General features: G+C 75.0%; 40 protein-coding genes. 3 read left to right on the top strand and 37 right to left on the bottom strand.

What is annotated here, in order from left to right:
- Positions 1-168: 168 nt before the first annotated feature.
- The 5 genes from rosag_RS06065 to rosag_RS06045 all read right to left on the bottom strand — a co-directional run bounded on the left by rosag_RS06065 (position 169) and on the right by rosag_RS06045 (position 2,303).
- The gene (locus rosag_RS06065; RefSeq protein WP_284349161.1) at positions 169-909 is read right to left on the bottom strand and encodes a phytanoyl-CoA dioxygenase family protein; all 741 of its coding nucleotides are present in this window, start codon (positions 907-909) and stop codon (positions 169-171) included.
- A 15-nt stretch (positions 910-924) separates the two neighbouring features.
- Positions 925-1,176: a hypothetical protein gene (locus rosag_RS06060; protein ID WP_284349160.1), complete on the bottom strand. Its 252-nt coding sequence runs from the start codon at positions 1,174-1,176 to the stop codon at positions 925-927.
- A gap of 88 nt (positions 1,177-1,264) precedes the next feature.
- Positions 1,265-1,555, bottom strand: a complete 291-nt coding sequence (locus rosag_RS06055; RefSeq protein ID WP_284349159.1) for a hypothetical protein — start codon at positions 1,553-1,555, stop codon at positions 1,265-1,267.
- A gap of 2 nt (positions 1,556-1,557) precedes the next feature.
- Complete coding sequence (locus rosag_RS06050; RefSeq protein WP_284349158.1) at positions 1,558-1,836, bottom strand: DUF1905 domain-containing protein; 279 nt, start codon at positions 1,834-1,836, stop codon at positions 1,558-1,560.
- Positions 1,833-2,303, bottom strand: a complete 471-nt coding sequence (locus rosag_RS06045; protein WP_284349157.1) for a retropepsin-like aspartic protease family protein — start codon at positions 2,301-2,303, stop codon at positions 1,833-1,835. The genes rosag_RS06050 and rosag_RS06045 overlap by 4 nt, the downstream gene beginning before the upstream one ends.
- 104 nt (positions 2,304-2,407) lie before the next feature.
- Here rosag_RS06045 and rosag_RS06040 point away from each other — a divergent pair, with 104 nt between their 5' ends.
- Positions 2,408-3,148 (top strand): DUF4386 domain-containing protein, encoded by a 741-nt coding sequence (locus tag rosag_RS06040; RefSeq protein WP_284349156.1) that lies wholly within the window; start codon positions 2,408-2,410, stop codon positions 3,146-3,148.
- A gap of 4 nt (positions 3,149-3,152) precedes the next feature.
- Here rosag_RS06040 and rosag_RS06035 read toward each other — a convergent pair whose 3' ends face one another.
- From rosag_RS06035 to rosag_RS06015, 5 genes are all read right to left on the bottom strand, one after another.
- Positions 3,153-3,419 carry an acyl carrier protein gene (locus rosag_RS06035; RefSeq protein ID WP_284349155.1) on the bottom strand — a complete coding sequence of 89 codons (267 nt, stop codon included), beginning with the start codon at positions 3,417-3,419 and terminating at the stop codon, positions 3,153-3,155.
- A gap of 43 nt (positions 3,420-3,462) precedes the next feature.
- On the bottom strand, positions 3,463-4,101 hold the full coding sequence (locus tag rosag_RS06030; protein ID WP_284349154.1) for a hypothetical protein: 639 nt from the start codon (positions 4,099-4,101) through the stop codon (positions 3,463-3,465).
- A 61-nt stretch (positions 4,102-4,162) separates the two neighbouring features.
- Positions 4,163-4,354: a hypothetical protein gene (locus rosag_RS06025; RefSeq protein ID WP_284349153.1), complete on the bottom strand. Its 192-nt coding sequence runs from the start codon at positions 4,352-4,354 to the stop codon at positions 4,163-4,165.
- A gap of 94 nt (positions 4,355-4,448) precedes the next feature.
- Positions 4,449-4,649, bottom strand: a complete 201-nt coding sequence (locus tag rosag_RS06020; protein ID WP_284349152.1) for a hypothetical protein — start codon at positions 4,647-4,649, stop codon at positions 4,449-4,451.
- A gap of 87 nt (positions 4,650-4,736) precedes the next feature.
- Positions 4,737-4,982: a DUF1569 domain-containing protein gene (locus rosag_RS06015; RefSeq protein WP_284349151.1), complete on the bottom strand. Its 246-nt coding sequence runs from the start codon at positions 4,980-4,982 to the stop codon at positions 4,737-4,739.
- A 422-nt stretch (positions 4,983-5,404) separates the two neighbouring features.
- On the opposite strand from rosag_RS06015, the gene rosag_RS06010 reads away from it, so the two are divergent.
- Both rosag_RS06010 and rosag_RS06005 read left to right on the top strand, forming a co-directional pair.
- Positions 5,405-6,454 carry an SRPBCC family protein gene (locus rosag_RS06010; protein WP_284349150.1) on the top strand — a complete coding sequence of 350 codons (1,050 nt, stop codon included), beginning with the start codon at positions 5,405-5,407 and terminating at the stop codon, positions 6,452-6,454.
- Positions 6,455-6,463: 9 nt separating this feature from the next.
- On the top strand, positions 6,464-7,639 hold the full coding sequence (locus rosag_RS06005; protein WP_284349149.1) for a zinc-dependent alcohol dehydrogenase: 1,176 nt from the start codon (positions 6,464-6,466) through the stop codon (positions 7,637-7,639).
- Here the strand turns inward: rosag_RS06005 and rosag_RS06000 are convergent.
- The 27 genes from rosag_RS06000 to rosag_RS05870 all read right to left on the bottom strand — a co-directional run bounded on the left by rosag_RS06000 (position 7,626) and on the right by rosag_RS05870 (position 22,271).
- On the bottom strand, positions 7,626-8,141 hold the full coding sequence (locus rosag_RS06000; protein ID WP_284349148.1) for a DinB family protein: 516 nt from the start codon (positions 8,139-8,141) through the stop codon (positions 7,626-7,628). The two genes, rosag_RS06005 and rosag_RS06000, sit on opposite strands and share 14 nt — an antisense overlap.
- 38 nt (positions 8,142-8,179) lie before the next feature.
- The gene (locus tag rosag_RS05995; protein ID WP_284349147.1) at positions 8,180-8,377 is read right to left on the bottom strand and encodes a hypothetical protein; all 198 of its coding nucleotides are present in this window, start codon (positions 8,375-8,377) and stop codon (positions 8,180-8,182) included.
- 165 nt (positions 8,378-8,542) lie between these two features.
- Positions 8,543-9,424, bottom strand: a complete 882-nt coding sequence (locus tag rosag_RS05990; protein WP_284349146.1) for a TonB family protein — start codon at positions 9,422-9,424, stop codon at positions 8,543-8,545.
- A gap of 7 nt (positions 9,425-9,431) precedes the next feature.
- Positions 9,432-9,923: a nuclear transport factor 2 family protein gene (locus rosag_RS05985; protein WP_284349145.1), complete on the bottom strand. Its 492-nt coding sequence runs from the start codon at positions 9,921-9,923 to the stop codon at positions 9,432-9,434.
- 15 nt (positions 9,924-9,938) lie between these two features.
- Positions 9,939-10,379 carry an aminoglycoside 6'-N-acetyltransferase gene (gene aac(6'), locus rosag_RS05980; protein ID WP_345784823.1) on the bottom strand — a complete coding sequence of 147 codons (441 nt, stop codon included), beginning with the start codon at positions 10,377-10,379 and terminating at the stop codon, positions 9,939-9,941.
- Positions 10,380-10,504: 125 nt separating this feature from the next.
- The gene (locus rosag_RS05975) at positions 10,505-11,557 is read right to left on the bottom strand and encodes a hypothetical protein (protein WP_284349143.1); all 1,053 of its coding nucleotides are present in this window, start codon (positions 11,555-11,557) and stop codon (positions 10,505-10,507) included.
- 7 nt (positions 11,558-11,564) lie between these two features.
- The gene (locus rosag_RS05970) at positions 11,565-12,158 is read right to left on the bottom strand and encodes a hypothetical protein (RefSeq protein ID WP_284349142.1); all 594 of its coding nucleotides are present in this window, start codon (positions 12,156-12,158) and stop codon (positions 11,565-11,567) included.
- Positions 12,159-12,253: 95 nt separating this feature from the next.
- Positions 12,254-12,682, bottom strand: a complete 429-nt coding sequence (locus rosag_RS05965) for a hypothetical protein (RefSeq protein ID WP_284349141.1) — start codon at positions 12,680-12,682, stop codon at positions 12,254-12,256.
- A 154-nt stretch (positions 12,683-12,836) separates the two neighbouring features.
- Positions 12,837-13,295: a PaaI family thioesterase gene (locus tag rosag_RS05960; RefSeq protein ID WP_284349140.1), complete on the bottom strand. Its 459-nt coding sequence runs from the start codon at positions 13,293-13,295 to the stop codon at positions 12,837-12,839.
- Between the two features lie 15 nt (positions 13,296-13,310).
- Complete coding sequence (locus tag rosag_RS05955) at positions 13,311-13,592, bottom strand: hypothetical protein (protein ID WP_284349139.1); 282 nt, start codon at positions 13,590-13,592, stop codon at positions 13,311-13,313.
- Positions 13,593-13,710: 118 nt separating this feature from the next.
- Positions 13,711-14,166, bottom strand: a complete 456-nt coding sequence (locus rosag_RS05950) for a DUF5990 family protein (RefSeq protein ID WP_284349138.1) — start codon at positions 14,164-14,166, stop codon at positions 13,711-13,713.
- Positions 14,163-14,717 (bottom strand): GNAT family N-acetyltransferase, encoded by a 555-nt coding sequence (locus rosag_RS05945; RefSeq protein ID WP_284349137.1) that lies wholly within the window; start codon positions 14,715-14,717, stop codon positions 14,163-14,165. The genes rosag_RS05950 and rosag_RS05945 overlap by 4 nt, the downstream gene beginning before the upstream one ends.
- Positions 14,714-15,079 carry a cupin domain-containing protein gene (locus tag rosag_RS05940; RefSeq protein WP_284349136.1) on the bottom strand — a complete coding sequence of 122 codons (366 nt, stop codon included), beginning with the start codon at positions 15,077-15,079 and terminating at the stop codon, positions 14,714-14,716. The genes rosag_RS05945 and rosag_RS05940 overlap by 4 nt, the downstream gene beginning before the upstream one ends.
- Positions 15,080-15,089: 10 nt before the next feature.
- Positions 15,090-16,079 (bottom strand): S41 family peptidase, encoded by a 990-nt coding sequence (locus rosag_RS05935; RefSeq protein ID WP_284349135.1) that lies wholly within the window; start codon positions 16,077-16,079, stop codon positions 15,090-15,092.
- On the bottom strand, positions 16,079-16,726 hold the full coding sequence (locus rosag_RS05930; RefSeq protein ID WP_284349134.1) for an FMN-binding negative transcriptional regulator: 648 nt from the start codon (positions 16,724-16,726) through the stop codon (positions 16,079-16,081). The genes rosag_RS05935 and rosag_RS05930 overlap by 1 nt, the downstream gene beginning before the upstream one ends.
- Before the next feature lie 82 nt (positions 16,727-16,808).
- Positions 16,809-17,264 (bottom strand): hypothetical protein, encoded by a 456-nt coding sequence (locus tag rosag_RS05925; RefSeq protein WP_284349133.1) that lies wholly within the window; start codon positions 17,262-17,264, stop codon positions 16,809-16,811.
- Positions 17,261-17,644 (bottom strand): DUF1622 domain-containing protein, encoded by a 384-nt coding sequence (locus tag rosag_RS05920; protein WP_284349132.1) that lies wholly within the window; start codon positions 17,642-17,644, stop codon positions 17,261-17,263. The genes rosag_RS05925 and rosag_RS05920 overlap by 4 nt, the downstream gene beginning before the upstream one ends.
- Before the next feature lie 241 nt (positions 17,645-17,885).
- On the bottom strand, positions 17,886-18,593 hold the full coding sequence (locus tag rosag_RS05915) for a class I SAM-dependent methyltransferase (RefSeq protein WP_284349131.1): 708 nt from the start codon (positions 18,591-18,593) through the stop codon (positions 17,886-17,888).
- Positions 18,590-19,183 carry an SGNH/GDSL hydrolase family protein gene (locus rosag_RS05910; RefSeq protein WP_284349130.1) on the bottom strand — a complete coding sequence of 198 codons (594 nt, stop codon included), beginning with the start codon at positions 19,181-19,183 and terminating at the stop codon, positions 18,590-18,592. Before rosag_RS05910 ends, rosag_RS05915 begins: the two co-directional genes overlap by 4 nt.
- A gap of 49 nt (positions 19,184-19,232) precedes the next feature.
- Positions 19,233-19,652: a ribosomal maturation YjgA family protein gene (locus tag rosag_RS05905; protein WP_284349129.1), complete on the bottom strand. Its 420-nt coding sequence runs from the start codon at positions 19,650-19,652 to the stop codon at positions 19,233-19,235.
- Positions 19,652-20,056: a hypothetical protein gene (locus tag rosag_RS05900; RefSeq protein ID WP_284349128.1), complete on the bottom strand. Its 405-nt coding sequence runs from the start codon at positions 20,054-20,056 to the stop codon at positions 19,652-19,654. Before rosag_RS05900 ends, rosag_RS05905 begins: the two co-directional genes overlap by 1 nt.
- Positions 20,053-20,400 (bottom strand): hypothetical protein, encoded by a 348-nt coding sequence (locus rosag_RS05895; RefSeq protein WP_284349127.1) that lies wholly within the window; start codon positions 20,398-20,400, stop codon positions 20,053-20,055. The genes rosag_RS05900 and rosag_RS05895 overlap by 4 nt, the downstream gene beginning before the upstream one ends.
- A 43-nt stretch (positions 20,401-20,443) precedes the next feature.
- On the bottom strand, positions 20,444-20,719 hold the full coding sequence (locus rosag_RS05890) for a hypothetical protein (protein ID WP_284349126.1): 276 nt from the start codon (positions 20,717-20,719) through the stop codon (positions 20,444-20,446).
- 36 nt (positions 20,720-20,755) lie between these two features.
- Positions 20,756-21,064: a hypothetical protein gene (locus tag rosag_RS05885; protein ID WP_284349125.1), complete on the bottom strand. Its 309-nt coding sequence runs from the start codon at positions 21,062-21,064 to the stop codon at positions 20,756-20,758.
- Positions 21,064-21,453, bottom strand: coding sequence for a RidA family protein (locus rosag_RS05880; protein WP_284349124.1), 390 nt, complete (start codon positions 21,451-21,453; stop codon positions 21,064-21,066). Before rosag_RS05880 ends, rosag_RS05885 begins: the two co-directional genes overlap by 1 nt.
- Positions 21,454-21,468: 15 nt before the next feature.
- On the bottom strand, positions 21,469-21,870 hold the full coding sequence (locus tag rosag_RS05875; RefSeq protein ID WP_284349123.1) for a hypothetical protein: 402 nt from the start codon (positions 21,868-21,870) through the stop codon (positions 21,469-21,471).
- 14 nt (positions 21,871-21,884) lie between these two features.
- Positions 21,885-22,271: a hypothetical protein gene (locus rosag_RS05870; protein ID WP_284349122.1), complete on the bottom strand. Its 387-nt coding sequence runs from the start codon at positions 22,269-22,271 to the stop codon at positions 21,885-21,887.
- Positions 22,272-22,290: the final 19 nt, after the last annotated feature.

Here is a 22,290-nt window from a genome sequence, read left to right as displayed (position 1 = left end):
GAATGCGGTGCGAGGATTGGCGATCCTTGGCTGATGGCTCTTCCGCAACTCCGTTCCGGCACCCAAGTCGAACCGATAGGTGCGGGCGAACTCACGCATGCTACGTATCCGCTAAGCGCGCGAGAGGAGCGCGGTCACGAACAAGGGCCGGGGCGAGCTTGCTGCCGCTCAGTGCCGCTCAGTGCCGCGCAGTGCCGCGCAGTGCCGCTCGTGCCACGCGAGCCCGCCCGGCAGCTCGCTCCATTCCGCCGCCGCGTACTCGACGTGCACCACGCGGCGGTGCGACGCGTCCTGCGCCGGCGACGACGCGTGCAGCAGCAGCGAGTGGAACGCGAGGATGCCGCCGCGCGGCACCGTGCACGTCACCTCGGGCACCGCGGCGCGCCAGCGCTCCACGTCCGCGGCCGACAGGCGCCCGTCGCGATGCGAGCCGGGAATGACGCGCACCGGGCCGTTGGTCGCGGTGCAGTCGTCGAGATGCAGCCGCACGGCGACCATGCGCGCGAGCAGCGCGGCCGGCGGCTGCACGTGCGGCACGCCGTCCTTCTCCGTCCACGGCCCGAAGCCTGCGACCTCACGCCGCTCGCGCACGGCGATGGTGAGGTCCTGGTGCCAGATGACCTTCCAGTTCGCGCCCGGCGTCTTGTCGAACAGCAGTCCGCGCACCGCGAACGCGCCCGGCCCGAGCGCCGACTCGGCCACGTCGCGCATCGCCGGATGGCGCGCGAGCGCGCGCACGGCCGGCACGTCGCGCAGCAGGTGGCGCACGCCGCCGCGCGTGCCCGCGGCGAGGTCGGCGAGCGGAGCGACCGCCGTCAGCAGCGCGTCGACGGACGCTGCCTCGAGCGCGTCGGGCACGATCGCGTAGCCGTCGCGCGCGAGCGTCGCCTCATGAGTTTCCGTGGTCACTCGTGTAGGATCGCGTCAGGGGCGCGGCCGGCGACGCAGCTCGGGCGGCGGCGCCTGGTCGCGCAGCTGGCATCCACCCACGACGAGCGTCGCGCTGTCGGGCGTCGCGCACAGGCGCGCCACGGTGGCGGAGTCGAAGCGCGTGGCGCGCGCCTCGCCCGCGGCCGGCGTCGCGCGCTGCGGTGGGCGCGAGCAGCCGGCCGCCACGACGGCGGTCAGGGTGACGACGACAGCGACACGCGAACGCAGCTGCTCCGATGGATGCATGCGATGACCTCCCACTTCGAGTCGGTCGTCCGGGCGCGACGGGATGCCACGAGGATGCGCGGGCGACCGCGTCGGGCGCAACACCGGGTCAGGCGGGCGGCGCGCGAAAGCGGTCCAGCCCCAGCTCGCGCAGGTGCACGCGCAGCGCCGCCGCGCCGAGGATGCCGGCCCGCGCGTCCGAGGGGCTCACCGGGTCCTCGCCGCCCATGTAGACCGCGTCGTACAGCTCGTCGAACCAGTCGCGCTCCGCCTCGGTCAGGCGCGCGTCCTCGTCGACGCTCGCGGCCGCGTCCACGACCACCGCGCGCAGCGGTGCGTAGGCGCCGCCCGCGAGGAAGGCGGCGACCTCGCGACGAATCGGATCGAGTGGCGATGCCATGGTCAGAGCGCGGTGAACCGGATCGCCACGCGGACCGCGTCGCCGTCGCCCTTGCCGCGGCGCACGTGCTTCGGGATCGCGAGCAGCGTCTCGCCGTTCTTGCCGCGCCAGACGCTCGTCTCCCACGTCACGCCGTCGACGGTGGCGTGCACCGGCGTCCGCCCCCAGCCGTGCGTCACGCGCGGCGCGTACTCCTCGGGCACGGGCGCGAACGTCCACCCACCCTTGCCGGGATACCGACGCAGCTTCGCGGTGAACTCCCCGCCGTAGGAGACGCTCATGCGCGCGCCGGCCGCAGGTACAGCGTCGCCCGCGCGTAGTCGATCACCGCCTCGGCCGGCCGCAGCACGTCGCCACCCAGGGCGCCATCCACGGGCGCGCCGCCGCGGGCCGCGAGCGCGTGATTGACGTGCGAGAGGTCGAAGGTCCACACCGCCACGTCGCGCAGCCGCACGGCGCCGAGGCGCAGCTCGTCCAGCACCGCCGTCTCCGTCGCGTGGTGTGATGCCCCGACGCCGTGCGCCCGCTCCGCCGACGGCGTCGTGCGCAGGCCGAGTCGCTCCGCGCTCGGCGTCGCCAGCACCGTGTGCGACGCGCCCGTGTCGAGCAGCAGCCGCGCCGGCTGGCCGTTCACGTGCGCCTCGCACTCGAAGTGGCCGACCGCGTTCACCTGCAGCGGCACGGCCGCGAAGCCGTGCGCGGTGAGGAACGTCGCGAGGTCCACGGGTCCCGTCCCGGAATCGTCCACGATGTCAGCCGTCGAAGCGTGAAGGTCCGCCGCACGAAACCCGCGCCGGAGCGACCCGTACAGGATACGAGCAGGTCACGCCCTCTCGCGACCCCGGGGCCCGCATGACGCACGGCGCCGCCATCTCCGCACGCAGCGACCACGAGCCGCGGTCCGTCCAGTCGTACGCGCGGCTCGCCGGCATCCTCGGCCTGATCAGCGTCGTCGCGGGCGGCTTCGGCGAGGGCTACGTGCCCACCGTGATGCTCGTCGCCGGAGACGCCGCCGCCACCGCGCAGCGCATCCTCGGCCAGGAGTCGCTGTTCCGCTGGGGCTTCGCGGGCTTCCTCGTGGAGTCGCTGTGCGACGCGACGCTCACGATGGCGTTCTGGGTGCTCGTGCGCCCGGTGCACCGGAACCTCGCCATGCTGATGGTGGTGCTCCGGATCATCTCGACGTGCGGCTTCGCGGCGGCCCAGGTGTTCCACTTCGGCGCGCTGACGACGCTGCGCACCGCGCCGTCGCTCGCGGCGCTGCCACCGGGCCAGGCGGAGGCGCTCGCGTACCTGCTGCTGCGCATCGGCGGCTTCGGGGGCGCGCTCTTCAGCACGTTCTACGGCGTCGCGAACGTCCTCTTCGGCGGGCTGCTCTACCGCTCGCGCCTCGTGCCGCGCGCGTTCGGCGTCGCGATGGTGATCACCGGCGTCGCGTTCGCGCTGCGCACGTTCCTACTGATCCTCGCGCCGAGGTACGCGTCGGTGCTGCTGCTGGCGACGGCGCCGCTCGCGATCATCCCGCTCATCGCCTGGCTGCTGGTGAAGGGCGTGGACGAGGAGGCGTGGCGGCGCGCCGAGCGCGCGGCGTGAGCCGCTAGTCCATCCGGAGGTCGTGGGTCCAGCTGGCCTCGGGCCGGAGCGCGTCGCGCCGCACGCCGATCTCGCGCTGGAGGACGTCGAGGTAGCGCTCCCAGAGCGGCCCGGCGTAGGGCGTGGCGTCGGCGTCGCTCAGCGGCACGTGCGCGCGCACGTAGTCGAACAGCGAGCCGACGGTCGCCATGCGCGCGGCCTCCGCGTTCGGCACCTCGATGTCGAGCGCCTGCTCGACGGCGATGAAGGTCTCGACGATGTCCAGGCCCATGCGCGAGGCGTGTGGATCGGTGATCGGCGATCGCGACGCGCGGTCACCGCGTGGTCGCAGGAATGAGCCGCGCCGCGATGTCCCACAGCGCGAGCGCGGGCTCCGTCACCCGGCCCGGATGGCCGTCCACGAACGGGAACGCCGCCACCCGGTAGCGCGTCCCGCGGCGCACCTCCACGACCACGCTCAGACCGTCGAACATGGCGGCGTCCGGCGGGACGCGGCCGGCGTCGTCGACGAGCGTTTCCACGCCCGCGCGCTGCAGCGCGGCCCACGTCGACGCGACGGAGTCGGCGGGCAGCGCGCGCACGACGTGGCCGCGGCCCGTCGGCGTGCGCTCATCGCGCACCCGGAACGCCGACCACTGCCCGGCGGTGCGACGCAGCACGACGGCCTCGCAGCCCATCGCGAAGCGCCAGATCCGCGCCTCGAGATCGGCCGGCGCCAGCGCGCCGTCGCGCAGCGACGGGAGACCGGCGCAGAGTCCCTCGACGTTCGCGGCCCGGGCGTGCCACTCGGCCGCGGTGCGGCTGCCGCGGAGCTCCGCGACCGAGCAGCCGGGTGGAAGCGGTGCCAGCGGCGGCGCGGCGCTCGGCGCTGCCTGCGCGCCGGCGGAGGCCAGCGCCGGACCCAGCGCCAGCAGGGCCACGAGAAGGGTGGGGTGACGCAGACGGTCGGTCATCAGACGTGACGACTCGCGAGACGCCTCAGCTGCAACACTGCGTCGGCCGACGCGCCGAGCTTCACACCCGACCGGTCACCGCGAGCCACATCCAGAACAGCCCACCACCGACGAACCAGAGCCGGCTCCAGATGGTCGCTGGACGCCCCGGTTCGCGGCCCCACCCGTGGCCAGGCTTCCACTCGGTGTGCGTCAGTCCGCCCACCACGAGAACCGCGCCGAGCGCGACGCAGAGCCACCGAGTGATCGTCATCGCTCCCGTGACGGCGACGGAGTTGGTGAGCGCGCCCGAGTCGATCGCGCTGCGCGCACGACACGATGACGTGTCGCACGCGGGTCGTCGCGCGTCAGGGCCCGCGCACGCGCGCCTGCTGCTCCCACCGATGGCGGCGGCGCGCGATGGCGCGCACGAGGTCCAGGAACTCGCTCTCCGGCATCCCGTCGGTCACCGGGCGCAGGCGTCGCACGAGCTCCGCGACGAGCGCCGCGATCTCCGGGGGATCGGAGAGCTGCGAATGGCTGGGTGGATCGCTCGGGGCGTCGGTCATGCCCCTCCCCAAAGCGAGGGCGACGCCAGCCCCCCGTGATCAGCGTGACGCGGGCCACACTGCGCCCGAGGTCGCCGGCGTGACGCGTCAGACGCCGAACTGCCGCAGGTGGTGGTCCAGGTGCTTGTAGCCCAGCCGCCCCCACTGCGCCGCGGTGAGCGGCCCGAAGAACGGATGCTCGGGCCACGACGTCGGCGGCGCGTCGAAGCGCCCGATCAGCGCCGCGCAGCGCGCCTGCTCGGCGTCCCAGTCCTCGGCCGTGCGCCCGAGCAGCTCGGGCGCGGTGGGCACGCCCTTCGGCATCGGCAGCACGTACAGCAGGAGGTGCTTCACCGGGAACCGCCGCGCGGCCGCGACGTGCCGCGACGTGCCGCGGCGCGCACGGCAGCTCGCCGAACGCCATGCGGAACGCGTCGGTGAGGTGCGCGAGCACCTGCGGCGCGGTCATGCGGCCCCACGCGGGCGTGGCGTCGGGCGTGAGGCGCGCGAGGCGCGCGAGCATGGCGGCGCGCGTGGGCGCGTGGGCGAGCGTGGGCACAGGGCAGCGGACGGGAGGGTGGCGTGCACGCGTGGACGCGGTCGTCAGCATGACGCCCCCGACGGCAGTGCGCCAGGGCGGGCGTCCACCCGCGCGCCCACCCGCGCGTCCACCCGCGCGTCCACCCGCGCGTCGCGGTCGTCCGAGGCACGCTGCCTGCGCGCACGCCGCGTCCCCACATCTCAGGCGACCACCAACGAGCACACGGGAGCGCGTCATGGACACCGCGCTGGAGCGCGACGCAGGGAGCACGAACGGACCAATGGGAGGACGGCTCGGCACGGCGCTGGGCGCCGAGGCGCGGCCGGACGCCGCGCGGACGATGCCGTACCAGCGCATCGCGAACGACGACCGCGGCACCGGCGGCGAGAGCTCCGCCGACTTCCTCGGCTACTTCAGCATCGGGCTCGGCCTCGCGGAGGCGCTGGCGCCGAAGGTCATGACGCGCGTGATCGGCGTGAAGGAGCCCGACGACACGAACATCGCCACGATGCGCGCGATGGGGCTGCGCGAGATCGGGCACGGGCTCGCCATCCTCAGCAACCAGCACCCGGAGAAGGCGGTCTGGTCGCGCGTCGCGGGCGACATGCTCGACCTCGCGCTGCTCGGCCGCACGATGGCGAACCCGGAGAACGACCGCGGGCGCACCACCTTCGCGATCGCGAACGTGCTCGCCGTGACGGCGCTCGACGTCATGACCGCGCGCCAGCTCTCGAAGCAGCCGCGCACCGCGACCGCCGCGCGCATGGAGCAGGGGGTCGTGCGGACCAAGCGCAGCATCACCGTGCGCCGTCCGGTGGAGGAGGTCTACGCGTTCTGGCACGACTTCGAGAACCTGCCGCGCTTCATGCGGCACCTCGAGTCGGTGCAGGTCACCGGCGATGGCCGCTCGCACTGGAAGGCGCTCGCGCCCGCGGGCCGCACCGTGGAGTGGGACGCCGAGACGACCGACGACGTGCCGAACCAGTGCATCGCGTGGCGCTCGCTGCCGGGCGCCGACGTCCAGAACCGGGGCGTCGTCGAGTTCGCGCCCGCGCCGGGCGGCCGCGGCACCGAGGTGCGCGTGACGCTGGAGTACGATCCGCCGCTCGGCAAGCTCGGCTCCAAGGTCGCGATGCTCTTCCGCGAGGAGCCCGGCCAGCAGGTGCAGGACGACCTGCGGCACTTCAAGCAGGTGATGGAGACCGGGGAGATCGTGCTCTCCGACGCGACCAAGCAGCGGGGCCCGCATCCGGCGCAGCCCGACGACAAACCCGTGCAGCTCTGAGGTGACGTGATGAAGGCGACGTGCTGGATGGGGCCGAACCGCATGCAGGTGCGCGAGGTGCCGGACCCGAAGATCCTGAACCAGCGGGACTGCATCGTGAAGATCACGAGCACCGCGATCTGCGGGTCGGACCTCCACCTCTACAACGGCTTCCTGCCGATGATGGAGCCCGGCGACATCCTCGGCCACGAGTTCATGGGCGAGGTCGTGGAGGTGGGCAATCGCGTCAGCAACCTCAAGATCGGCGACCGCGTCGTGGTGCCGTTCCCGATCGCGTGCGGCAACTGCGGCGCGTGCGAGGCGGGCGCGACCTCGCTGTGCGAGAACTCCAACCCCAACGCGTACGTCGCCGAGAAGATGCTCGGCCACTCGCCGTCGGGGATCTTCGGCTACTCGCACCTCACGGGCGGCTTCGCGGGCGGGCAGGCGGAGTACGCGCGCGTGCCGTTCGCGGACGTGGGGCCGCTCAAGGTGCCCGAGGAGCTCACCGACGAGCAGGTGCTCTTCCTGTCGGACATCCTGCCCACCGGCTACATGGGCGCGGAGATGTGCGGCATCCAGCCCGGCGACACGATCGCGGTGTGGGGCTGCGGCCCGGTGGGGCTGTTCGCGATCGCGAGCGCGTACATGCTGGGCGCCGAGAAGGTGATCGCGATCGACCGCTTCGACTACCGGCTGAAGCGCGCGCGCGAGCAGGCGGGCGCGATCACGATCAACTACACGGAGGTCGACAACATCCCGGACGTGCTCAAGGACCTCACCGCGGGGCGCGGGCCGGACCACTGCATCGACGCGGTGGGCGTGGAGGGGCACACGCACGGCCTGCAGTACGTGCACGACCGCGCGAAGCAGGCGCTGCGCATGCAGACCGACCGGCCGATCGCGCTGCGCGAGGCGATCATGTCGTGCCGCAACGGCGGGACCGTGTCGGTGATCGGCGTCTATACGGGGCTGATCGACAAGTTCCCGATGAACGCCGTGATGAACCGCTCGCTCACGATCAAGACCGGGCAGTGCCACGTGCACCGCTACATGCAGCCGCTGCTGGAGCGCATCCAGCGGGGCGACATCGACCCCACGTTCGTGATCTCGCACCGGCTGCCGCTCGATCAGGCGGCGCACGGCTACAAGATCTTCAACGAGAAGCTGGACGGCTGCGAGAAGGTGGTGCTCAAGGCGTCCTGAGCGCCCAGTCGTCGCCGAGGACCTGGCGCAGGTGATGCTCGAGGTGGCCGACGTAATCGGCCATGAAGTAGTCGAGCGTCGCCGGCCGGTCCGCGGGCACCGTGCGCCACGCGATGCGGTCGAGCGCGTGGCGCGCGTGCTCGCGCGTGCGCACCGCGTCGGGCGTCGCGGACATGACGCGCGCGACGTGGCGGTTGTAGAGCGCCCACAGCGCGACCAGCTCGCGCCAGTCGGCGTCGACGTAGCGCTGCGCGTCGACCCACGCGTCCTGCGCGTAGCCGTCGAACACGAGGTCGTCCTGCCAGCGCGCGCGCACGAAGCGCTGGTGGTTGTGGCTGGCCGAGTCGATCAGGTGGCCGACGATCTCACGCGGCGACCAGGCGCCGGGCGCGGGCCGGCGCGCGGTGGCGGCGGCGTCCAGGGCGAGGAGCCGCGGCTCGGCGGCGTCGATCACGGCGCGCAGGCGCGCGGCGTACGGTGGCTCCGACATGGGGTCTTCCATGGGCTCCTCCGCCCGCGCGCGACTGCCCGCTGCCGGCGTCACTCCCGGGTCGTCGTGCCGTCCTCTGCGTCGGCGGCGTCCTCGCCGCCCTCACCGCCCTCGCCGGGCTCCGCCGACTCGTCGGACCCACCCTCGCGGCGGCGGCGCTCCCGCTCCTCGCGCTTGGCGTCCTTCTTCGCCTTGCGCTGCATCTCCTTCTGGCGCTTCTCGAAATCGTAGTTGGGCTTTCTCGCCAATGGGGGAGTCTCCGCTCCTGTCGTGCCGTTGGGGTCGGGTGACGCGCCCGGTCGGCACGCCCGCCGCACGCGGCGGCTGACGCAAGATAGCCGGGGCGCCGGGCGCCGCGACCGCTGGCGCCCCCCTGGCGTGCACGGCCGCGGCTGGCGCCTGCCCGCGGGCCTCTACGAGACCCAGCGCGCGCCCATCTCGCACGCCGCGGCCCACGTACCGTCCGGCGCGCGCGCGGCCTGACAGACGTAGTGCGTGCCGCCGGTGCCCTGCCGCGTGCGCACGCGCGCGACGACGATCCCGGGCGCCCACACGTCCAGCGGCCCGAGCTCCACGATCGTGGGATCGAGCGCGCCCGGCGGACGGCCGTTCACGCGGCCCAGCGAGTCCACCCGGTAGATCATCGACGCGTACGTGCGCGGACACGCGGACCTCGCCACGAGGCCCGGCACGCGCGCGGCGAGCGCGGCGACCAGCGCGGGCTCGGGATCGCGCGGCTCGTCGCGGCCCACGGCGAGGCAGGTCACGCGTCCCGGGTCGGTCGCGCCGGGCTCCGGCACGGGGAGCATCGCCTCGAACACCGCGCGCTGCACCGCGCGCCGCTCGTCCGCGGCGAGCGGCGGCACGGGCGTCACGCGCGCGACGGGCTCGTGGCCGACCGCGATGCGCACGCCGAGCGTGCCGGCGTGCGTGCGGGCGACCGCGCGCGCCGGCTCGCCGCGCGGCGCCAGCAGGAAGCGCACCTCCATCGGCACCGCGGCGGCGACCGCACGACCGCCGCGACGCGCCGGCTCGAAGCGCATCGCACGCGCGCCGGCGCGCGTCGCCTGCGTGAAGAGCTCGTGCGTCGTCGATCGCACGCGCACGTCGCGCACGCGCCCACCGCGGTCGACGACGACCGTGGCCTGCACGACGCCGGGCACGCCGACGCTGCGCAGGATCTCCGGATAGCGCGGTCCCGCGCCGTCGGCGACGGGGACCGGCAACGCGTCCAGCTGACAGGCGACGTACACCGGCGCCGTGTCGCGCGGCAGCGGCGGGCAGGCGGGCTGCATCGCGCCTTCAGAACGGCTCGAAGCAGTCGTAGTTGCGCTGGCGGGCGATGCGGCCGTCGCGGTACTCCAGCACCACCGCGAAGTGCGCGCGCATCTCGTGCCCCGGCAGCAGCATGCCGATGGAGCGCGCGAGCGTCGCGACCCACAGCAGCTCGAGGACGACGTGGTCGCCCGAGGCGTGCGCGGCGCGCACCTCGTAGCGCTGCGCGCGCACCACCTGCTGGCCGCGCACCGCGCCGTCGAGCAGCGCCGCGAGGTCGCGCGTCGCGCCCATGGGCAGCAGGCGGTTGGGATACTCCACCTGCTCGACGTCGGGCGTGTAGAACGCGGCCAGCGCCGCGCCGGTCGCGCCGCCCTCGATCGCCGCCAGGTAGCGGCGCGCGGCCTCGAGGTTCCGGGTCGCGGTCTCGGGATCGGTGGGCGGCGGCGGCGCGTAGCCGAAGGCCGTGGGCGCGCCGGCGGCGGTGCGCATCGTCGGGATCGTGGTCGCAGTCGTCATCGCGTTAACGGCGGCTCACAGCATCTTCCGGTACTCGACCACGCGGTCCACCTCCTCGAAGCCGAGCGCGCGGTGCGCCTGCTGCGAGACCGTGTTGTCGAGGTGCGTGTCGGACGCCAGCTCGCGGAACCCCTGCCCGCGCGCCCACGCCTCGGCCCCGCGCACGAGCGCCGCGCCCACGCCCTGGCGCCGCACGTCGGCGTCGACGTACCAGCCCTCCAGGTAGGCGACGGGGCTCGTCTCGCAGCCGTCGGCGTAGGCGCGCATGCCGACCTCCGCGAAGCCGGCGAGGCCCGCGCCGTCGGGCCGCTCCGCCACCAGCACCTCGGTGTTGGGGCGCGCGAGCCACGCGGCCATGTCGGCCAGCTCCGCCTCGGGCGTCTCGCCGGGCCAGAGCGCGCGGCGGAGGCGCTGCCACTCGCCGTGGTCGGTGGCGCGGTAGGCGCGGATCTGCATGCGGGGCGTCATGTCGGGCATCGCGCAAAGGTGCGCGCGGGACGCGCGCGACAGAAGGGTCGGCGGGTCGCGCGTCAGCGCCTGCTCCTCCGCGTGGAAGAGCGCGAGGGGATCGCCGGGTGCGGTCATCGCGGTGGGCACCCAGCAGCGGTCCACGGGCGCGCGACGCGCATCTCCCGCAGCTGCAGCACGCGCGCGAAGCGCGACTCCCATCGCCGGGCGAGCCAGGCTGGCGTCAGCTCGCCACGCCCCTCGACGTACAGGCGTCGAACGGGCACGCCGGAATCGGTGACGGGCACGTCGTGGAGCGCGGTGAGCGAGGGCACCCACCCGCTCACGCCCCACGTCTCGGCGCCGCCGCAGGCGCGGAAGCTCGCCGTGCTGTCGAGGTCCAGGCGGGCGCGCGGCCCGACCGGACCGGTGTAGATGCCACGGTAGTCGCGCACGACGTCCGGCTCGCGGAGGAGGGCGAGCAGCGCGCGAAAGCGCTCGCCCATGCGCGCCGCGCGCTGCTCGGGGAGCGATTGGCCCATGCCGGGATTGTTGAACTCGTAGGCGCGGTAGCGCGCGCCGTCGCGCAGCTCGACGACCATGCCCCAGCCGTCGAACACGACGAAGTTCCGCGGCGGCAGCGTGGACTGGTCCGGCAGCTCCCACAGTCCGTCGGCGGCGAGCGCCTGCAGCGTCGCGCGCCAGTCCGGTGCGCGCGCGAAGCGCGCCCGGCACGCCGCCACGTCGACGCCCGACGCGATGGGCCCGCACTGCCCCGGCAGGGTGTAGAGCATGAGATCGTGCATCGACTCGCCGGCGGGCTCGCCGCACGCGCTGTCGACGGGCGTCACCTCCCAGTGGATCACGACCTCGCCGCGCGTGCGTCCGCCCTGCTCCGTGAAGCGGATCATGTGCGAGGTGATCCCCGGGCCGACCAGCCAGATGCGCACCTCGCGCACGCCGTCGGGCAGCACGCGGCGATCGAGCGGCGTCAGGCGCGCGAGGCGTGCGACGCGGTCGGCCCGCGCATAGAACCAGGGCGGCCAGGAGACGTCCGCCGGCAGGCCGGCCCGTGCCGCGCCGCGCGCATCCTCCGGCGGTGCCGGGTACGAGCACCCCTGCGCGCGCGCCGTCGACGCGGCACCGGCCAGCAGCGCTCCACACGCGAGCACGGTCGGGGCGCGCATCGCGCGCTCAGCCCGCGACCGCCGTCAGCTTCACGTACTCGATCCACCGCGGCACCACGCGGTCCAGCCGCGCCCTCAGCGCCGCCGCCGACGCGGGCGCGAGCTCCGCGTACGGATCCATCGTCATCCGCGCGCGCAGCTCGGGCGCGACGTTCGTCGTGTCGAGCGACATCGGGCCGTCGATCTTCCCCTGGAAGTCGAGCGTCTCGAGCACGCGGTGCACGGTGCGGCGCGTGGCCGCGTAGCTGACGCCCGCCGCCCCCAGCGACTGCGCGGCCTGCGGGACGGTCGTCTCGGCCCACTGCGCCTGGGTCGCCTCGCCGCGCGCCTGCGGCGTGGCGGCCGCGCTCGCGCGGGCCTGCGCCGCGCGCACCAGCTCGATCTCCTTCGCCAGCCCGCGCTCCCACGCGTCCAGGTCCGCCTCGGTGAACGCGTACGCCGCCTCCTCGCTCGACGCGGCAGCAGGCGCGACCACCGCCGTCGTGTCGGCCGCCGTGTCGCCCGTGTTCGCCGCGCCGCCACCGCAGCCGGCGGCGAGCAGCGTCAGGACGGACGGCAGCAGCAGCGGCAGGAGCGCGCGGACGGGGATGGAGCGTCGCATCGGGACCATCGGACGGCCTCACGCAAAAGGGGACAGGGCCGGCCCGCGAACGCGGGCCGGCCCTGCCGATGATGCGATCCGAGCCCCGCGGTCGGCTAGGTCGTCGCGGCCGGACGCCGGCGCACGCGCGGCGCGGCCGGCGGCTCGGCCGCGGGCGCCGCCTTGGCGGCCGTCTTCGTCGCCGACTTGGCGGCGGTCTTGGTCGCGGTCTTGGCGGCCGTCTTCGCGGCGGGCTTCGCCGCCGGCTTCTCGGCCGACTTCTCGGCCGACTTCTCGGCCGGCTTCGCCGCGGTCTTGGTCGCGGACTTGGCCGCCGTCTTGGTCGGCTTGGCCGGCTTCGCGGCGCGCTCCTGCGGCGCCTCCACCTCCGGCCCCACCTCCTCCATCGCCTCTTCGATCTCGGCCTCGGCGGGATCGTCCACCACGGCCGTCGCCGCGGCCGCGGCGGCGGCCGGCGGACGGCCGCGGCCCTTGATCGCGCTCTTCGCCATCGCCGCGTCGAAGAGCGCCTTCGCCTCACGCATCGCGGCTTCGTACTCGGGATCCGTGCGACTGATCCTGCGCATCACCAGCGTACTCCAGATTGAAAGGGGAGCCGCAACCTAATCGGCTCGGCGTCGAGTAGTGACCTCGCGTGCGCGCCGCATCGCTGACATTCGCGTCATGGATGCGGGGCCGTCAGTCGCTGAGCCCTCCGCGCTCGCGCACCGCCATGATCGTCGCCTGCATGATCGCGACCGGCACCTCGTCGCCACCCTCGCCTTCCGGCAGCGCGCGCACCTCGCCGGTGCACACGGTCAGCGTGCGGCCCGCGCGGACGACCCGGCCCACCGCGACGAACTCGCGCCCGCGCGCCGGCGCCAGCAGGTTGACCTTGAACTCGACGCTCAGCACCGCGGCGCCGGGCTCCATCAGCGTCAGCGCGGCGTAGCCGCACGCGCTGTCGACGACGCTGGTGACCACGCCGGCGTGCAGGAAGCCGTGCTGCTGCGTGAGCGCGGGCTGGAACGGCAGCCGGATGCACACCTCGCCCGCCACCACGCGCTCCAGCCGCGCACCGAGCAGCGTCATGAACTGCTGGCGCGCGAAGCTGGCACGCACGCGCGCCTCGAAGCCGGGATCGCGCGCGCTCAGCACGGCGTCAGCACGTCGTCAGCACTCGACGTCGGGCGCGCAGCCGCCGCCGGCGGTGAGCGGCTTCTCGGGGCGGCGGCGGCAGTACTCGCAGTCCGGATCGTCGCACGCCGGCTCCACCCACTCGTTGCAGCGCATGCACAGGTAGGCGTCGAACGCGACCGCGTACACGCGCGGCGCGCCGCAGCCGTCGCACGACTCGCTCAGCTCCAGCCAGCCCTGGATGCGGCTGCCGTCCGGCGCGATCACGAACTCGCCCCGTTCGACGAGCAGGTCCGGCGGATCGTCGCGGTGCGCCACAGCGGTCCTCGTGCAGATGGTCGGGGAGGCGGTCGGGTCGATCCGGATCATCGCACGCGCCGTGCGCGGCCGCAGCCGCGGCGCCGACTCGCCGGGCTCGGGCGCGCGGCCACCCGCGTCAGGCACCCTCGTCCGTCACCAGCCGCCACCCCTCGCCCAGCAGCTGCACCGTCGCGCAGGCGGGCCCGCCGTCGCGGGCGGTGCCGGCGATCCGCGCCTCCAGCACTGCGCCGGGCGTCGCCCGCGCACGCGCCAGCAGCGCGGGCGGGATGCCGGTGAGCGGCACCTTCGCGCGCCGCGACCACGGCGTGTCGGCCTGCCCCGCGTACGTGCCGGAGTTCAGGTAGACGAAGCGCGAGGCCGGCGCCCCCTGCGCCTCGGGACCGCGCAGCGTCGGCGCGCCGTCGGGACCGTCGGCCACGCGCAGCGACAGCGCGAACGCGATCGCCTCGGGCGTCGCGTGCACCGGCGCCACCAGCGCGTCGCGCCCGCGCTGCAGGCGCCACGTCGCGCCCGCCGGCGGCCGCTCGACGATCAGCCGCAGCGCGACCGTGTCCTCGCCCGATGCGCTCATGCCGGATGCTCCCACACCATCAGCTGGTCGAGCGTGCGCGCGTGGCGGAAGCCGAGCCGGCGCGGGATCGCGGCGCTGGGCGCGTTGCGCGCGTCGCAGCGGATCTCGACGTGCGAGACGTGCGGCAGCGCGCGCGCCACCGCGAGCACCGCGCGCACGGCCTCCGTCGCGTACCCCTGCCCCGTCGCGTCGACGCGGAGCCAGTAGCCGATCTCCACGCGGTCCGCGGCGTCGAACGGCACGCGCGTGTGCGCGTCGCGCGGATGCAGGCTGATGCCGCCCAGCAGCGCGCCCGTGTCGGCGGCGAAGATGCCCCACTGCCACGCGCGACGCTCGGCGATCGCCTCCGCGAAGCGCGCCAGCCGCGCCTCCAGCTGCGGGACCGGCGCCGGCTCGGCCACCGTCCACGGGATCCACGGCTTCAGGTGCGCCACGCTCGGCGCCAGCGCGTCGTGCAGCGGCGAGGCGTCCTCCGGCCGCCAGCGGCGCAGCAGCAGGCGCTCCGTGCGCAGCTCCGCGGCGACGAGCTCCGGTGGGACGAGCTCCGTCACGCCTTGCGGGCGTAGTGGTCGGCGCCCAGGAAGTGCAGCGACACGTACGGCTCGTCGCCCAGCACCCAGCTGTCGTGCGGCTCGGCGGGGATGTGGAAGAGGTCTCCGGCGCGCAGCGGGACCACGCGCCCGTCCGCGAACGCCGCCGTCGCCGCGCCGGCCAGCACGAGCCCCACGTGCTCCACCGTGCAGCGCGTGGCGCCGACCGTCGGGCCGACGTGCTCGGACCAGCGCCACCCCGGCTCGTACGTCGCGCGGCCGATCGTGAGGCCGCCCACGTGCACGAGCTCGAAGCGGCCCTTCACCATCTCGCGCACCTCGTCGGGCGACTCGAAGCGCTTCAGGACGACGTCGAGCTGCATGTGCACCTCCTCAGGGCCGCTGCAGCCACGCGATCGCGCGGCGCACCATCTCGTCGGGGTCCTGCACCGTCTCGTCGGGCGCGACCTGCGCGCCGTACGCGCGGCGCGTGCGGTCGGCCATCGTCGCGACGGTGAGGTTGAGCAGCGAGCCGTCCTGCAGAACGAAGGCGGCGTTGGCGGTGGACTGCCCGCACGTCGCGAGGCCGAAGGAGCGCGTGTCGGGCCGCTCGCGGAACGCGATCGCCACCGCCTCGCCCGAGCTGGCGACGCCGTTGTCGAGGAGCACCGCGACGCGCGGCCGCTCGCGCTTCAGGCGGTAGGGCGCCGTCGCCACCTGCTGCAGCGCGCCGTTCAGGCGCGCCGCGCCGTCGCGCATCTCCCACACGGTGACGACGCCCACGGGATCGATGAAGTGCCCCACCACGCCGTCGCCGAGGACGGGCGAGAGCGCCGCCAGCATCGGCCACATGTTGCCGCCGCCGTTGCCGCGCAGGTCGACGATCCAGCCGCTCATCCCCTCGCGGTCGCCCGCGCGGATGATCGCCTGGATGCTGTCCGCGAACGCGACGCCGCCCGGCCCACCGCCGCTGAACGTCCCCACGCGCACGTAGCCGACGTCGGATGGCAGCGACGTGGGCGGCACCGCGCCCGAGCGCACGCAGGTGCGCAGCGGGTAGTAGAAGAAGCGGCCGTTCGCCGCGCGATACGTGCTGTGCCCGTCGCGCAGCGCGATCATCGCGTCCTGGATGATCGGGGCCGTCTCCTCGATGGTCTGCGCCAGCGGTGCCAGCGCCTCGGCCTTCCGGCGCACCTCCGGCCAGTCGATGGTGAGGCGGTTGATCGAGTGCTGCTGCAGGATGCCGAGGAACTCGTCGACGTGGCGGCGCGCGACGCTCGACATCTGCGCGTCGGGGACGAGCGGCTCCTTCGGCTCCAGCGAGAGGCTGCACGACGCGACGGCCAGCGCGCCGGCGACGATCGTCGTCCGTGCGCGCCGCATCACGAGCGGTCCGTCGGCCGGCGCGCGTCCACGATCGCCGCCACCGCGCGCTCCTCCGCGGCGCTCGACGCGGCCAGCCCGCGCACCACGCCGTCGATGTCGGCGGCGGGGCGGTTCTGGCTCATCTTCCACTTCCCTTCCAGCCGCGTGATCTCCAGCTCCACGCCCACGATCGCGCGCTGCAGCTGCGCGATGTACTCGGCCGGCGCGTCGGCGGTCGTCCAGGGATGCTCGCGTCCCGCCTCGTGACGGTCGGTGAGCTGGTCGAGGTGGCGGCGCAGGTAGTCGGCGTCCTCGCGGAAGCGCAGCGTGCCGTAGGCGTGCACGGCGACGTAGTTCCACGTCGGCACCACCTTCCCGTGCTCCGCCTTGCTCGGGTACCACGACGGCGTGACGTAGGCATCGGGGCCCGTGAAGATCACCAGCGCCTCGTCGGTCGTCGGCGCGTGGCGGTGGTGCGGGTTGGCGCGCGCGAGGTGGCCCTCCAGCGTGCCGTGCGGGCCGCGCGCGCGATCGAGCACGAACGGCAGGTGCGTGGCGAACAGCCCGTCCGCCGACGCGGTGACGAGCGCACCCAGCGAGTGCGCCTCGATGAAGTCGAACAGGACCTCGGGGCGATGCTCGGCGTTCGAGGCGGGGACGTACATGGCCGGCGGGTGGTGGTGGCGGGCGCCGGCGGGATCACCGGCCCTGCGCAATGTGCGGCAGGACGGCCGATCCCGGTATCGGTCAGATGACCGGGCCGCGCGCCGGCGGCAGGCCGTCCCTCGCCCTGCACGGGATGGCGCGGCCGTCGTCGCGGTAGCAGGCGCCGTACGGGCCGGGCGCGTCGCCCCAGAACAGCCGCACCGCGGTGCCCGCCAGCGCCGCCACGACGCTCGCGGTCGCGGCCACCACGAGCAGCCGCTGCACGGCGCGCCAGGCGCGCGCGTGCCCCGCCGGCGCGCGGTCGAGCAGCCCCCACGCGGCGTAGGCGGCGACGCTCGCCAGCAGCGCGGCCAGCGGCCACCAGCGCGGCGCGAGCAGGAGCACGCCCGCGACGACCGCCACCGTGACGGCGCCCTCGGTGGCGAGCCAGCGCGTGGAGCGCGTGCGCGCGGCGTCGGCGAGCACCGTGTAGACCGTGGCCCGCGGCGCCTGCGCGGGCGCGTGGGAGGCGTGGGGCGCGAGGACCATCATCATCATCGGGACACCTCCCGCGGCTCGGTCGCGTCGGCGCGCTCGCTCCGCGGCTGCCAGGGCCAGCGGCCGGTGACCTCCAGCTCGAGCGCGAACGAGAGGAAGGTACGGATCGCGACGATCACCGCCAGCACCGCGAGGTTGGCGAGCGTGGGCTCGACCGCGACGGTGCCGATGATGTCGGCGATGACGAGGAACTCGAGGCCGAGCAGGATCGCGCGGCCGAGGTTCGCGCGCAGGTCGTCGTAGACCGCGGCGAACGGGCCCCCGCGCCCCAGCCGCACGACGAACGCGCCGAGCGCGAGCAGCGCGCCGAGCAGGAGGATGGCCACGCCGACCAGCTCCACCATGCGGGCGGCGGCCGGGATCAGCCGATGGAGGTCCATGGCCGGGGCCACCGCCGCTTTCGTGCCGCACGCAAGGATGAGATGCGGCGAGGCACGCTGGCGTGGCGGAACCGAACGACGAACGGCATTGGCAAGGATGAAAGTCCGAGAAGATCTGATAACCGCCGATGCTCCGTGTGGCGGCGACGAACGTCGCCCATCGTGGAGCATCGGCGGTTATCAGACCTTATCCGATCTTCATCCTTGCTAATGCCGTTGCCGTTCGGGTCCGGCGCGTCTGTCAGCCGCCTCGCGTCAGCTCGTACACGCCGATGGGGCGCGCCGCCGCGTCCTCGCCCACGCGCCACTTGCCGAGCGAGATCGCCCAGCCGTCCGCCTCCATCGCCTCCAGCAGCGGCAGGCTCGCCCTGCGGAAGGGATCCGAGAGCAGGACGCGCCCGCCCGGCGCGAGGTTCGTGTCGAGGATGCGGCGCACGTGCTCGTGCATCCGCGGCGCGTACAGGATGTCGGAGCCGAGGATCCAGTCGTAGCGCGTCGCGTCGTCCCACGCGGTCCAGTCGGCGAGCCGGTGCTCGATGGCGTCCGCGAGCCCGTTGCGCGCGACGTTGCGCCGACAGACCGACATCGCCAGCTCGTTGCGGTCGGTCTGCGTCACGCGCGCGCCGAGCGACGCGGCGACGATGCCCGGCAGCCCGGTGCCCGCGCCCAGCTCCAGCACGCGCGCGCCGCGGAAGGCGTCGGCGCGCGCGCCCACGTCGTGCGCGAGCGCGATGGCCGCGGGCCAGAGCACCACGCCGTATGGGCGCTGCTGCTGCCCCCCACCCAGGAAGTGCGACTCGTCCGCGGCGCTGAGCACCGCGTCGGTGTGCAGCACCGCCCACTCGCGCTCCGCGACGTGCAGGCGGTACTCGCGCAGCGGGAAGTCGCCCGCCGTCGTGCGGAGCGTGCGCTCGGGATCGGGCGAGGTGGCGGGCATCGTCGCGGTCACGCGAGCACCTGGCGGACGATCGCTGCGGCGATCTTCGCCCCGCCCTGCACCGACGGCTCGATCGGGTTCGCGTAGTCGGCGGGCTCGGTGCAGACGTCGCGCAGCTCGATCACCGGCAGGGCGGCGGCGCGCGCGGCGCGCTGGATCGCGTCGTTGAAGATCGCCAGCGCCGCGCGCGCGGGCCGGCGCATCGCGGGCTCCAGCTGCCCCTCGTAGATCGTGCACACCGTCGCCGACGGCCCCCGCCGCGCCAGCGCGTCCACGAGGCGGCGGTAGTCGTCCGCGAACGCCGCGACCGCCGCGTCGAACCACTCGAGCACCTCCGCGCCGTGCTGCGCGCGCCGCTGCAGCAGCCCGACGTGGCCGAGCGCGTCGTTGCCGCCGACGCTCAGCACGAGGTCCGTCGCGTCGGCCGGCAGCCGCGCGAGCTGGCGCGCGACGTCGGCGGTCACGGCGCCGTCGACCGCCAGCAGCGTGGCGCGGTCGCCGGGTGGGAGCCGGTCGCGCAGCTGGGCGACCACGTCGGGCCCACCGCGCACGTAGGCCGCGTTGTCGAGGATGGAGTCGCCGAGCAGGACGATGTGCCGCATGTGCACCAGGCTGCGCACGTGGCGCGCCGTCGCGCGCGCGCGCGGCCGCTCACCCTGGCCGGGCGCGCGACGGGCGCCACGCGAGCACGGCGGCGAATGCCGCGGCACACGCGGCGGCGCCTGCCACCCCGACCGCGTAGGCCGCCAGGTCGCGCGCGTCGAAGTCGGCGCCGAGCACGAGGTGCCCGAGCCGCGTGGCGCGCAGCGCGACCAGCCACGGCGCGCGCCAGCGCTGGCTCAGCTCCACCGCCCACGCGACGGCCAGCGCCGCGCCGGCGCGCGCCCGCAGCGACGCGCGCGGCGCGAGCGCGCCGATCCACCAGAACATCATCGCGGCCCACAGCGCGTCGCCCAGCACGTCGGCGAGCGCCGCGGGAAGCGCGCGGCGGTTGGCGCGCAGCGCGAGGCCGAGCACGATCGTGGCGACCGCGGCGGCCGCGTGGCCCAGTCGCGCGGTGCGCGTCGCCATCAGTACGAGATCGGCGTCCACACCACGAAGGCCGCGACGGCGCTCGCGACGAGCGCCAGCGGCCCGACGACGAGCGCCGCCGTGCGCATCGGATGCACCCGCGGCGACGCCACCTCCCGCACGTCCGCGAGCGCGATCGCGCGGCGCCGCTGTGCGGCGTCCCCGGTCCAGCCGGACGATCCGACGATGCTGTCGCCGTCCACCCGCGCGTCGCGCAGCACGAGGGTGTCGAGCGCGCCCGGGTCGTCGCGGCGCACGAAGGTCACGCGCAGCGTACGGCCGTAGGCGCTGGCCACCGCGTCGCGCGGCGCGCCGGCGCGCGACTTCCACGTCCGGCACCCGCCGACGAGCACAGGCGCGAGCAGCCCCGCGAGCACCGCGATCCGCAGCGCGCGGCGCGTCACGGCGTCGACGATGCCGGCGCGTGGCGGAGCACCGCCTGCGCGATCGCGTAGACGCGCGCGAAGTACACCCAGGACTCGCCGGTGAGCTTCGGGACGAGCGTGCGTGCATCGGCCGCGCACTCGCGCAGCGTCCACCACTGGTCGCGGCGCAGCGTGCCGCCCGACCGCGCGAACGCCGTCGCGAGCGCCGTCACGTCCGCCTCCAGCATGATGGGCGACACGTCCGCGACCGGCGCGCCACCCGCGAGCGCCTCGGGGAACTCCGCGTCGCCGTGCACGGCCAGCAGCGCGTGGAGCGCCGCGAGGTCGTCGTGGGAGGTCGGGTCGGGCGCGTGGTCCGGCATCGGGCGATGGAGAGGACGTGTGCCGGCGCCCGGTGCGGTGGCGTCAGCGCGATCGATGACGGGCGGACCGCGCGCGCCCGCCGCGCGCCGCACCGGGCCGCGCGTGCGTCGCCGGCGCGCGCCGCCGCCTGAGCCAGTCCACCGGCAGCGCGATGCCGAGCAGCACCGCGAGCCCGAGGGCCAGCGCGGAGGCGAGCCCCTGCCCGTGCACGCCGACGCCCACGACCAGCAGGCGCGCGACGACGGCGAGCAGCGCGGGCAGCAGGGCCATGCGCAGCCCCAGCGAGAGGTGACGCACGTGATGCGGTCGCGAGCTCATGGCACGCCTCCGGTGTGCGACGATGACCTCTACACGTTAGCGCGCGCCGCCGCGCGCGAACAGCGCGAGCGGGTGCGCGGCGTCCGCCGCCAGCGCGTCGGCCCACCACCGATGGCGCCGCGGCAGGTCGAGCGCCGACTCGGCCGCGTCCAGCAGGTCGTCCCAGCCGGGCATGTCGTCGCGGGCGACGAACGCCGCGCCGTCGCGCAGCCGCAGCGTCAGGCACACCGTGCCGGCCCGCGTGTCGGCGTGCGCCTGCACGACGTCGTCCCACACGCCGCTCGCGACCGGGCGGCCGTCGCGCAGCATGGCGAAGTCGTTCGACGTGGCGACCAGGATCTCCATCAGGCCTCTCTCACCGCGATCGCCTGCACCTTCACGCGCCCGCCGTACGGCAGCGCCGCGGCCTGGTAGATCGTGCGCGCGGGCCGGCGGTCCTCGGCGAACAGCTCCGCCCACAGCGCGTTCACCGCGGGCACGTCCCCGAGGTCGACGAACGCGACGTCGACGTAGACGATCTCGTGGCGCCCGAACCCCGCCGCCTCCACCGCCGCGAACACGTTGCAGAACGCCCGCTCGGCCTCCTCGCGCGCGGTGCCGGGGCGGAACACGCCGTCCGCGTCGACGGCGAGCTGGCCGCTGACGTAGCAGTGCGTGCCCGCGACCACCGCCTGGCTGATGGGCGACGGCGCGGCGGGCAGCGTCGGGCCGCTGGCGACGTAGCGGTGCGGCATCGCGTCAGCGCGCCGTCAGCGCGCCGCGGGCTGGAGCGGATCGAACGGGCCGCGCAGCAGCAGCGCGCCGTAGACCGCCGCGAGCAGCGTCGCGGGCCCCGCGATCCACCACAGCCCGCGCGGCGCCGCCGGGTCGCGCAGCGCGCCGAGCAGCGACAGCGCGCCCACGAAGTAGAGCACGAGGTTCGCGAACACGACCGGCCGGCCATAGATGCCGCCGAGCAGCTGGTTGCGCTGCAGCCAGTTGAGCGCCGCGACGCCGAGCCACGCGGCGCCGAGCAGCTGGCCGAGCCATGCCGCGGAGGCGGGGAGACCGGGCGACAGCATCGGCAGCACCGCGTCGGCGGCGAAGAGGAGCGCGACGCCGGCAAGGAGAAGCAGCGCGGCGCTGAGGCGGGAGACGACGGTCGAGATCACGAGGCGGCGAGGGGTCAGGGCACGTCCAGCGAATCGTAGCGCAGCCGCACGTCGTCGATCTGCGGGCGCGTGCCGACCTCGCCCGCGCCGCGGTAGCGCACGACCAGCGTCGTCGCCCCCTCCCACCGCACCGCGACCGGCACGTCCCGCTCGGCCGCGAAGACGTTGCCGACGCCCACCGCCCGCTCGCCGGGCGCGACCAGCGCCACCTGCGCGCTCACGCCGGTCTTCGCGCCGCACGCGCGGCCGAACACGACGGCCTCCCGGCGGCCGTCGGGCGAGCGCACGCGCGCGCGCTCGGTGTTGGTGCACGGGTCGCCGCACGCGGCGGCATGGCCGACGAGCAGCGCGGTGAGCAGCGCGGTGAGCAGCGAAGCGAGCGCGGGACGAGGAGCGGGCATGACGGCAGGGCGGACGATC

Origin of the sequence: Roseisolibacter agri (assembly GCF_030159095.1) — a bacterium.
GTDB classification, from domain to species: domain Bacteria; phylum Gemmatimonadota; class Gemmatimonadetes; order Gemmatimonadales; family Gemmatimonadaceae; genus Roseisolibacter; species Roseisolibacter agri.
The sequence above is the reverse complement of the archived record's forward strand: the minus strand, read 5'-3'. Positions and strand labels throughout refer to the sequence as shown.

What these genes read in the sequence shown, in the direction of transcription:
- rosag_RS05905 (WP_284349129.1), bottom strand. Translation starts at nt 19,652, where the DNA reads ATGGCGACGCGCACCGCGCGACTGGGCCACGCGGCCGCCGCGGTCGCC.
- rosag_RS05935 (WP_284349135.1), bottom strand. Translation starts at nt 16,079, where the DNA reads ATGCGGCGCGCACGGACGACGATCGTCGCCGGCGCGCTGGCCGTCGCG.
- rosag_RS06005 (WP_284349149.1), top strand. Translation starts at nt 6,464, where the DNA reads ATGAAGGCGACGTGCTGGATGGGGCCGAACCGCATGCAGGTGCGCGAG.
- rosag_RS06050 (WP_284349158.1), bottom strand. Translation starts at nt 1,836, where the DNA reads ATGAGCGTCTCCTACGGCGGGGAGTTCACCGCGAAGCTGCGTCGGTAT.
- rosag_RS06060 (WP_284349160.1), bottom strand. Translation starts at nt 1,176, where the DNA reads ATGCATCCATCGGAGCAGCTGCGTTCGCGTGTCGCTGTCGTCGTCACC.
- rosag_RS05925 (WP_284349133.1), bottom strand. Translation starts at nt 17,264, where the DNA reads ATGATGATGATGGTCCTCGCGCCCCACGCCTCCCACGCGCCCGCGCAG.
- rosag_RS05910 (WP_284349130.1), bottom strand. Translation starts at nt 19,183, where the DNA reads ATGCGGCACATCGTCCTGCTCGGCGACTCCATCCTCGACAACGCGGCC.
- rosag_RS05880 (WP_284349124.1), bottom strand. Translation starts at nt 21,453, where the DNA reads ATGCCGCACCGCTACGTCGCCAGCGGCCCGACGCTGCCCGCCGCGCCG.
- rosag_RS06030 (WP_284349154.1), bottom strand. Translation starts at nt 4,101, where the DNA reads ATGACCGACCGTCTGCGTCACCCCACCCTTCTCGTGGCCCTGCTGGCG.
- rosag_RS05970 (WP_284349142.1), bottom strand. Translation starts at nt 12,158, where the DNA reads ATGCGACGCTCCATCCCCGTCCGCGCGCTCCTGCCGCTGCTGCTGCCG.
- rosag_RS05895 (WP_284349127.1), bottom strand. Translation starts at nt 20,400, where the DNA reads ATGCCGGACCACGCGCCCGACCCGACCTCCCACGACGACCTCGCGGCG.
- rosag_RS06020 (WP_284349152.1), bottom strand. Translation starts at nt 4,649, where the DNA reads ATGACCGACGCCCCGAGCGATCCACCCAGCCATTCGCAGCTCTCCGAT.
- rosag_RS05930 (WP_284349134.1), bottom strand. Translation starts at nt 16,726, where the DNA reads ATGTACGTCCCCGCCTCGAACGCCGAGCATCGCCCCGAGGTCCTGTTC.
- rosag_RS05985 (WP_284349145.1), bottom strand. Translation starts at nt 9,923, where the DNA reads ATGACGACTGCGACCACGATCCCGACGATGCGCACCGCCGCCGGCGCG.
- rosag_RS05890 (WP_284349126.1), bottom strand. Translation starts at nt 20,719, where the DNA reads ATGAGCTCGCGACCGCATCACGTGCGTCACCTCTCGCTGGGGCTGCGC.
- rosag_RS06025 (WP_284349153.1), bottom strand. Translation starts at nt 4,354, where the DNA reads ATGACGATCACTCGGTGGCTCTGCGTCGCGCTCGGCGCGGTTCTCGTG.
- rosag_RS05990 (WP_284349146.1), bottom strand. Translation starts at nt 9,424, where the DNA reads ATGCAGCCCGCCTGCCCGCCGCTGCCGCGCGACACGGCGCCGGTGTAC.
- rosag_RS05975 (WP_284349143.1), bottom strand. Translation starts at nt 11,557, where the DNA reads ATGCGCGCCCCGACCGTGCTCGCGTGTGGAGCGCTGCTGGCCGGTGCC.
- rosag_RS06040 (WP_284349156.1), top strand. Translation starts at nt 2,408, where the DNA reads ATGACGCACGGCGCCGCCATCTCCGCACGCAGCGACCACGAGCCGCGG.
- rosag_RS06035 (WP_284349155.1), bottom strand. Translation starts at nt 3,419, where the DNA reads ATGGGCCTGGACATCGTCGAGACCTTCATCGCCGTCGAGCAGGCGCTC.
- rosag_RS05965 (WP_284349141.1), bottom strand. Translation starts at nt 12,682, where the DNA reads ATGCGTGAGGCGAAGGCGCTCTTCGACGCGGCGATGGCGAAGAGCGCG.
- rosag_RS05885 (WP_284349125.1), bottom strand. Translation starts at nt 21,064, where the DNA reads ATGGAGATCCTGGTCGCCACGTCGAACGACTTCGCCATGCTGCGCGAC.
- rosag_RS06010 (WP_284349150.1), top strand. Translation starts at nt 5,405, where the DNA reads ATGGACACCGCGCTGGAGCGCGACGCAGGGAGCACGAACGGACCAATG.
- rosag_RS05940 (WP_284349136.1), bottom strand. Translation starts at nt 15,079, where the DNA reads ATGCAGCTCGACGTCGTCCTGAAGCGCTTCGAGTCGCCCGACGAGGTG.
- rosag_RS05920 (WP_284349132.1), bottom strand. Translation starts at nt 17,644, where the DNA reads ATGGACCTCCATCGGCTGATCCCGGCCGCCGCCCGCATGGTGGAGCTG.
- rosag_RS06055 (WP_284349159.1), bottom strand. Translation starts at nt 1,555, where the DNA reads ATGGCATCGCCACTCGATCCGATTCGTCGCGAGGTCGCCGCCTTCCTC.
- rosag_RS05870 (WP_284349122.1), bottom strand. Translation starts at nt 22,271, where the DNA reads ATGCCCGCTCCTCGTCCCGCGCTCGCTTCGCTGCTCACCGCGCTGCTC.
- rosag_RS06000 (WP_284349148.1), bottom strand. Translation starts at nt 8,141, where the DNA reads ATGGAAGACCCCATGTCGGAGCCACCGTACGCCGCGCGCCTGCGCGCC.
- rosag_RS05950 (WP_284349138.1), bottom strand. Translation starts at nt 14,166, where the DNA reads ATGAGCGCATCGGGCGAGGACACGGTCGCGCTGCGGCTGATCGTCGAG.